Annotated in this window: 8 protein-coding genes and 1 pseudogene; 8 read left to right on the top strand and 1 reads right to left on the bottom strand. The window is 47.7% G+C overall.

What is annotated here, in order from left to right:
• A partial coding sequence (locus CVN76_RS07575; RefSeq protein ID WP_100530786.1) for a processed acidic surface protein occupies window positions 1-593 on the bottom strand: 593 nt, incomplete at its 3' end.
• 470 nt (window positions 594-1063) lie between these two features.
• On the opposite strand from CVN76_RS07575, the gene CVN76_RS07570 reads away from it, so the two are divergent.
• The 8 genes and pseudogenes from CVN76_RS07570 to CVN76_RS31735 all read left to right on the top strand — a co-directional run.
• Window positions 1064-2251 (top strand): ATP phosphoribosyltransferase regulatory subunit, encoded by a 1188-nt coding sequence (locus CVN76_RS07570; RefSeq protein WP_100530785.1) that lies wholly within the window; start codon window positions 1064-1066, stop codon window positions 2249-2251.
• Entirely contained in the window at window positions 2241-2870 is a 630-nt protein-coding gene (gene hisG / locus CVN76_RS07565; protein ID WP_061141171.1) for an ATP phosphoribosyltransferase, read from the top strand. The genes CVN76_RS07570 and hisG overlap by 11 nt, the downstream gene beginning before the upstream one ends.
• A 26-nt stretch (window positions 2871-2896) precedes the next feature.
• A complete protein-coding gene (hisD, locus tag CVN76_RS07560; RefSeq protein WP_100530784.1) occupies window positions 2897-4177 on the top strand; it encodes a histidinol dehydrogenase in 1281 nt (426 codons plus the stop codon).
• 73 nt (window positions 4178-4250) lie between these two features.
• Window positions 4251-4838: an imidazoleglycerol-phosphate dehydratase HisB gene (hisB, locus tag CVN76_RS07555; RefSeq protein ID WP_100530783.1), complete on the top strand. Its 588-nt coding sequence runs from the start codon at window positions 4251-4253 to the stop codon at window positions 4836-4838.
• Window positions 4839-5471 (top strand): imidazole glycerol phosphate synthase subunit HisH, encoded by a 633-nt coding sequence (hisH, locus tag CVN76_RS07550; RefSeq protein ID WP_100530782.1) that lies wholly within the window; start codon window positions 4839-4841, stop codon window positions 5469-5471.
• Window positions 5468-6202, top strand: a complete 735-nt coding sequence (gene hisA, locus CVN76_RS07545) for a 1-(5-phosphoribosyl)-5-[(5-phosphoribosylamino)methylideneamino]imidazole-4-carboxamide isomerase (RefSeq protein ID WP_100530781.1) — start codon at window positions 5468-5470, stop codon at window positions 6200-6202. Before hisH ends, hisA begins: the two co-directional genes overlap by 4 nt.
• Entirely contained in the window at window positions 6203-6961 is a 759-nt protein-coding gene (gene hisF, locus CVN76_RS07540; protein ID WP_100530780.1) for an imidazole glycerol phosphate synthase subunit HisF, read from the top strand.
• A pseudogene (locus CVN76_RS31735) lies at window positions 6958-7038 on the top strand (bifunctional phosphoribosyl-AMP cyclohydrolase/phosphoribosyl-ATP pyrophosphatase); the annotation flags it as partial. The gene hisF and the pseudogene CVN76_RS31735, both read left to right, overlap by 4 nt.

The raw sequence follows: 7038 nt of genomic DNA, 5'->3' as shown, positions 1-7038 counted from the left end.
ATTGTTTCAAAATCAGCCAGCTTGTCCATTCGGTCGGATATCGCCATCAAGCGATCCTCGAATGTTGGATCCTCGACAAGTGGCATAAGGTGATTCATGAATCTTTCAAGCTCCTCGTCCGTAAGCCCGATCTCTGTAAAAAGTCCAGACAGTAAATCGTCCAGTTCTTCATCATCGTATTCCATGTCTTCGTCATCATAACCCATCTCTAAATCGATTATGTCTTCTATATCATAAATGAAATGGAAGGTATCGATGATGGAATCTCCTTCTTCCAATTCACCATACTCCATCAATAATTCCGTCAGTTCCGCTTCTGTCATGTCATAATCCTTCAATAACTGCTTCAATGTCTCAGGAGTGACTGTCGGTCCCAATGTATCGCGTAGCTCATCTACCGATTCCATCTCCTTCAAGGTCAAGTCATAATAGGCTAAGTAATCTTCCAATTCCTTTTGTGTCATTCTAACTTCCGCCAGGTATGCATTAAGCTCATCCTGGTTCATTTTCGTTGCAGCGAAGCCTTTAGCTCCGATTGAGCCTACCGAAAAAAGAACGATAAGTGCTACAAATAACGAAAAAAATCTCTTCAATTTCTTTTCCCCCCAATAATTTCTAGTAAAGCCAAACTCCTAACCATTATAAAACAGCTAAACCAAAAGGTATACATTAATAACAATGATTGACTGCAAATAGGAGGTTGGGAGTGGGTGGAAGGTCTGCTTTTTTCGCATGCGACTGCGAGGATCTTTAGGGTGATAGAAAGGGAAACGATAGCTTTTTCTTGACGGAAGGTTAGGGCAGCGTTAAACTATTAACAACTTCACCATATTACCATATTAGCGAACTAAAGTAATTTGTAAGATTATTATGATTATTTATAGGATTATGTTAATCTTTTTGCTACTATTTTTATATGGATCCAAAAATAAGGATTTAACTGTGCTTGATCTTGGAAGGATAAAAGGATGTACAAAGACAATGGAGGCAAGGATTGGTTTTGGCCAAAGAGGGCGAACCGATTGAATAGATGGTTACTAATTTTTAAAAAGGATGTGCAGTCGTGACAAAGCCGTTTATGTTCGAGAAACCGTTAGGCATGAGAGATACACTGCCAGTGCTATATGAGACGAAAGTGAAGGCCAGAAATGAAATGAGCGATGAAATCAAGAAGTGGGGCTATCAATTCATTGAAACCCCAGCATTGGAATATCATGAGACGATTGGCGAGGCCTCAGCCATTTTAGATCAACAGTTGTTTAAGCTTCTTGATTCCGAAGGCCATACGCTCGTTTTGCGGCCTGATATGACAGCACCCATTGCCCGGGTGGCGGCATCGAAGCTGTTAAAGCAGCAAATTCCGCTGCGCCTGGCCTATTCAGCGAATGTATATCGGGCCCAGCAGCGTGAAGGCGGCAGGCCGGCAGAATTCGAACAGATTGGCATTGAGTGCATCGGCAATAAATCAATAAGTGCAGATGCTGAAATGATTGCACTGCTTGCCGATGTGTTAAAGGCAGCGGGCCTGGAACGATTCAAGATTTCCATTGGCCATATCGGCTTTTTGCAGGAATTCTTCTTAAGCATACTTGGGACGGAGGAAAGGGCCTCCAAACTGAGGAAGTTTCTATATGAAAAGAATTATGTCGGTTTTCGGGAGCATGTAAAATCGCTGCCGCTATCATCGATCGATAAACAGCGGCTCATCGAATTTACCTCATTAAGAGGAAGTGAGGGCACCTTGGAAAGGGCGCTGGCGCTGGTCGAGAATGATAAAGGGAAAGATTCCTTGTCAGGGCTCAAGGAATTATCCGTTCAGTTGCAGCAATTCGGTGTAGGGCAGTATGTGAGCTTCGATTTAACATTGGTCAGCCACATGAGCTATTATACGGGAACCTTATTTGAGGTGTATGCAGGACAAGTCGGTTCACCAATCGGAAATGGCGGCCGTTATGATAATCTTCTGGAAAAATTCGGTTGGGACGCATCTGCAACAGGGTTTGCGATCCGTGTCGATCGACTTGCCGAAGCTCTTGGAGAGCCTATGCAGCCTGTCGCGCCTGAGTGTATTTTATTCAGTCCCGAACGGCGATTGGAAGCGATCGAAAATGCAAGAATAAAACGATCGGAAGGAAAGCGGGTGACGATTCAGGATATCACCGTCGTCCAAAACGTTGATGCTTTTACAAGGACCTTTTCAGAGGTGCACTTATTTGTAGGGAATGGGGGGAATGGCAAAGATGAACAATAGCTTTTTAACGATAGCGATGCCAAAGGGGAGAATTTTTGAAGAAGCGGCAGAGCTATTAAGAACGGCGGGGTTTCGTCTGCCTCCCGAGTTCGATGATTCACGGAAATTGATCCTTGAGGTGGAAGAGGAGAATTTACGTTTCATATTGGCCAAACCGATGGATGTCGTAACTTATGTCGAACACGGGGTCGCCGATATTGGCATTGCCGGTAAGGATGTCATGATGGAGGAAGACCGTGATGTATATGAACTGCTTGATTTGAAGATCAGTGCGTGCTACTTAGCCGTGGCAGGATTGCCTGGTACGAAAATAAGTGACATCGCCCCTAAAATAGCCAGTAAATATCCGAATGTGGCCTCGGGCTATTTCCGTGAGCAGGGAGAGCAAGTCGAGATCATCAAGCTGAACGGTTCAATCGAGCTGGCACCATTGATTGGCTTGGCAGAACGGATCGTGGATATCGTTTCAACCGGCCAGACATTGAAGGAAAATGGACTCGTTGAATATGCGAAAATAGCTGATGTAACCTCGAGGCTGGTGGCGAACCCTGTCAGCTATCGAATTAAGGAAGCAAGGATTACGGAGATTGTGGATAGATTGGCAGAAATCATCGAATAGCAAAGAATCGCAAATGAGGTGAGCATATGAAGATTGAACGATTTGCAGAAGGGATTTCCCTGAAACGCTCGGTTGACGCAGGTACGGCCGATCAACGAAAAGCGGTTCAGGATATTATCCTTGAAGTCAGGAAAAGCGGGGATTCCGCTGTACATAAATTCACCGCACGTTTCGATGGGGTGGGGCTTGAGGAATTAAGGGTATCCGAACGGGAAATGGAACAAGCGACAGCATCCTTAACGGCTGAACAGCTTGCTATCATTCAGGAGGCTGCCGATAATATTGAATTGTTTCACGAGAAACAAATTAGGAATTCATGGTTTACGACGGATGATACGGGGACGATGCTGGGGCAAAAATTGACACCACTTGATGCGGTGGGAGTGTATGTACCGGGAGGCACAGCGGCATATCCTTCGTCAGTGCTGATGAATGCGATGCCGGCCAAGGCTGCGGGGGTGGAACGAATCGTCATGGTATCCCCTCCAGGCCAAGATGGTAAATTATCACCGGCTGTTTTAGCGGCTGCAAAGATTGCCGGAGTCAAGGAAATCTATAAAGTTGGCGGGGCTCAGGCCATAGCCGCATTAGCTTATGGGACGGAAACGATAAAAAAGGTCGACAAAATCGTCGGTCCGGGAAATATCTACGTTGCGCTGGCGAAGCGGGAGGTATTCGGTGACGTGGCCATTGATATGATCGCCGGACCAAGTGAAATTGCCGTGTTGGCGGACGAATCAGCCATTGCAGCGGAAGTTGCCGCCGACTTGCTATCACAAGCGGAACACGACGCCCGTGCTTGCAGTGTCTTGGTGACAATATCCGCATCTCTTGCAGAAGAGGTTGCTGCAGAAGTGACAAAACAGGCAGCATTGCTTCCCCGCCGGGAGATTGCCGCCGCATCGATTAAGGATTATGGAAGGATCATCGTATGCGGGAATATGACGGAAGCCATTGAAGCCATCAATGAGCTTGCACCGGAACATCTAGAGATCATGACCAAGGATGCGCTTGAAGTGATGGCCAAAATCCGGCATGCCGGGGCAATCTTCATTGGCCGCTACAGTTCTGAGCCTGTCGGGGATTACTTCGCGGGGCCCAATCATGTGCTGCCAACAAACGGAACGGCCCGTTTTTCGAGCCCGCTGAATGTGGATGATTTTCAAAAGAAGTCAAGCGTCATCATGTACAGTGAAACGGCCTTCCGCCAAAATGCAGAAAAAATTGCTGCTTTTGCCCGCATGGAGGGACTTGAGGCTCACGCCCGTGCCATAGAATCGCGCGGCGTGAATGAATCCAAGAACTAGGGGCATTTTTTACGGAATATATGCAAGATACAGCTTGGGAAAAGGGGAAAGACCCCGATGAGGAGGATTTGTAATGGAACGTTTTGCTAGTGTGGAGCGAAAGACGAATGAAACGGAGATCAGCTTGAAGTTTGGTGTCGATGGGGAAGGCAATTCATCGATCAAGACTGGCGTCCCGTTTATGACACATATGCTTGATTTGTTCACGAAACATGGGAAATTCGATTTGTCCGTCGATGCAAAAGGCGATACGGAGGTCGATGATCATCATACAACTGAAGATATTGGCATTTGCTTAGGCCAGACGTTATTGGAGGCGCTGGGAGACAAGCGCGGGATTAAACGGTACGGAAATGCCTTCGTACCGATGGACGAAGCACTCGCGCAGGTTGTCATCGACTTAAGCAATCGTCCGCATCTGGAATTCAGGGCGGAGTTCCCTTCGCAAAAGGTAGGGACGTTCGATACGGAACTCGTGCATGAGTTTCTTTGGAAATTCGCTCTTGAAGCCAGGATGAACTTGCATGTAGTCGTTCATTATGGCCATAACACACACCATATGATCGAAGCGATTTTCAAAGCGATGGGACGTGCATTGGATGAGGCGACGACCATCGATCCGAGGGTCAAAGGCATTCCTTCAACGAAAGGAATGTTGTAAATGCTCGGGATCGTCGATTACGGCATGGGGAACTTATTTTCTGTAAGCAAAGCACTGGAGCGGCTTGGTGCCGATTCATTCATTTCCGATGACCCAAAAGAACTTTCAAAGGCAACAGGGATCATTCTTCCTGGTGTTGGCTCGTTCAGGGATGCCATGAGCCTTTTGGAAAAACAAGGGCTGGATGAGTTCCTGAAGCTTTATGCAGCAGGGGGAGGCTATGTATTAGGCATCTGCCTCGGCATGCAGCTTCTCTTTGATGAAAGTGAGGAAAATGGACCGGCACAAGGATTGTCACTCATCCCAGGTAAAGTCGTCCGGTTTCAGGGCACGGATGCAAGCGGCCATGTTTATAAAGTGCCTCACATGGGCTGGAATCGACTTGAATTCAAACATTCGTCACCTGCGACTGCAGGACTGGAAGCGGACCATGTTTATTTCGTGCATTCTTATTATGTAGATACGGATGAGGCATATATTGCCGCCAGTGCGACGTATGCAGTGGAAGTACCGGCAATCGTAGCGAAAGGGAATGTATTCGGCATGCAGTTCCATCCTGAAAAAAGCGGGCAGATGGGTATGTCGCTGTTAAGAAATTATCTGTCATTAGTAGAAGGGAAGGAAAAAGCATGAGCAACTTTACGATATACCCGGCGATTGATATGCGCGGAGGCAAATGCGTCCGCTTGATCCAGGGAGACTACGATCAGGAAACCGTTTATGGAGATTCTCCCTTCGATATGGCTAAAAGCTTTGCGGAGCAAGGCGCGGATTGGATACATATGGTCGACCTTGACGGGGCGAAAGAGGGAGTTCGCATCAACGATTCATACGTGATTAAAGCAGCAAGTGAATTAGGTGCACGCATCCAAATCGGCGGCGGCATCCGTACGGAACGGGATATCGCCCATTATCTGGACAATGGGGTGGAACGTGTCATTCTTGGAAGCACAGCCGTTTCAGATCCTGCCTTCACGAAGGATATGATCAGGAAGTATGGAAAGCATATCGCGATTGGCATAGACGCGAAGGATGGCAAGGTTGCGACTCATGGGTGGCTTCAAACGTCCGGAACGCTTGCAATCGATCTCGGTAAACGCCTGGCGGATGCGGGTGCCGAGACGTTCATCGTGACTGATATCGCGACGGATGGCATGCTTTCAGGCCCGAATGTCAATGGGATATTGGCTATGGCGGGAGCAACAGGTAAAAACGTGATCGCCTCCGGCGGGATAAGTTCATTGGAAGATATCATTACCCTCAAACAGCAAGAAGCTGAAGGGATTGCAGGGGCGATCATCGGCAAGGCATTATATACGAATCGCTTTACCGTTGCAGATGCGCTGGAAAAGGTGCGTGGTTAAATGCTCACTAAACGAATCATTCCGTGTCTCGATGTAAAGGATGGACGTGTTGTCAAAGGCATACAATTCGTTTCGCTAAGGGATGCCGGAGATCCGGTCGAGCTTGCGGCTTTTTATGATCAGGAAGGTGCCGATGAGCTTGTCTTTCTCGATATTTCTGCCTCACATGAAGGCAGGGAAACGATTGTCGACGTCGTTCAAGCGGTAGCCGGCAGCTTGGCCATCCCGTTTACAGTTGGCGGGGGCATCAATTCCCTGGCGGATATGAAGAAGATATTACGTGCAGGTGCAGATAAAGTATCGTTGAATACAGCAGCCGTTCTCCGGCCTGAATTGATTACTGAAGGCTCTGATTACTTTGGTGCCCAATGCATCGTCGTCGCCATTGACGCCCGATACGATGAAGAGCTTGGATCATGGCGGGTATATACCCATGGCGGGCGAAAACCGACCGAATGGGAAGTGGTCGACTGGGCCAAGGAAGCCGTCAGTCGCGGTGCCGGCGAAATTTTATTGACAAGCATGGATTGCGACGGGGAGAAACAGGGGTTCAATATCGCTTTAACAAAAGCGGTATCGGAAGCGGTTTCCGTGCCGGTCATCGCTTCAGGCGGTGCAGGTAACGCCGAGCATTTCCAGGAAGCATTTAAAGAAGGCAAAGCCGATGCAGCATTAGCTGCCTCGATCTTTCATTATAAAGAAACATCGGTCAAAGAAGTCAAAGCGTTTCTCAAACAACAAGGAGTGGTTGTACGATGAATCTTGAAACTATTAAATTCGATGAAAAAGGTCTAATACCGGCAATTGTCCAGGACGCCCGCAGCAAAGAAGTGCTG

The organism is Bacillus sp. mrc49, from assembly GCF_002803435.1.
This window is presented reverse-complemented; position numbering and strand designations above follow the sequence as displayed.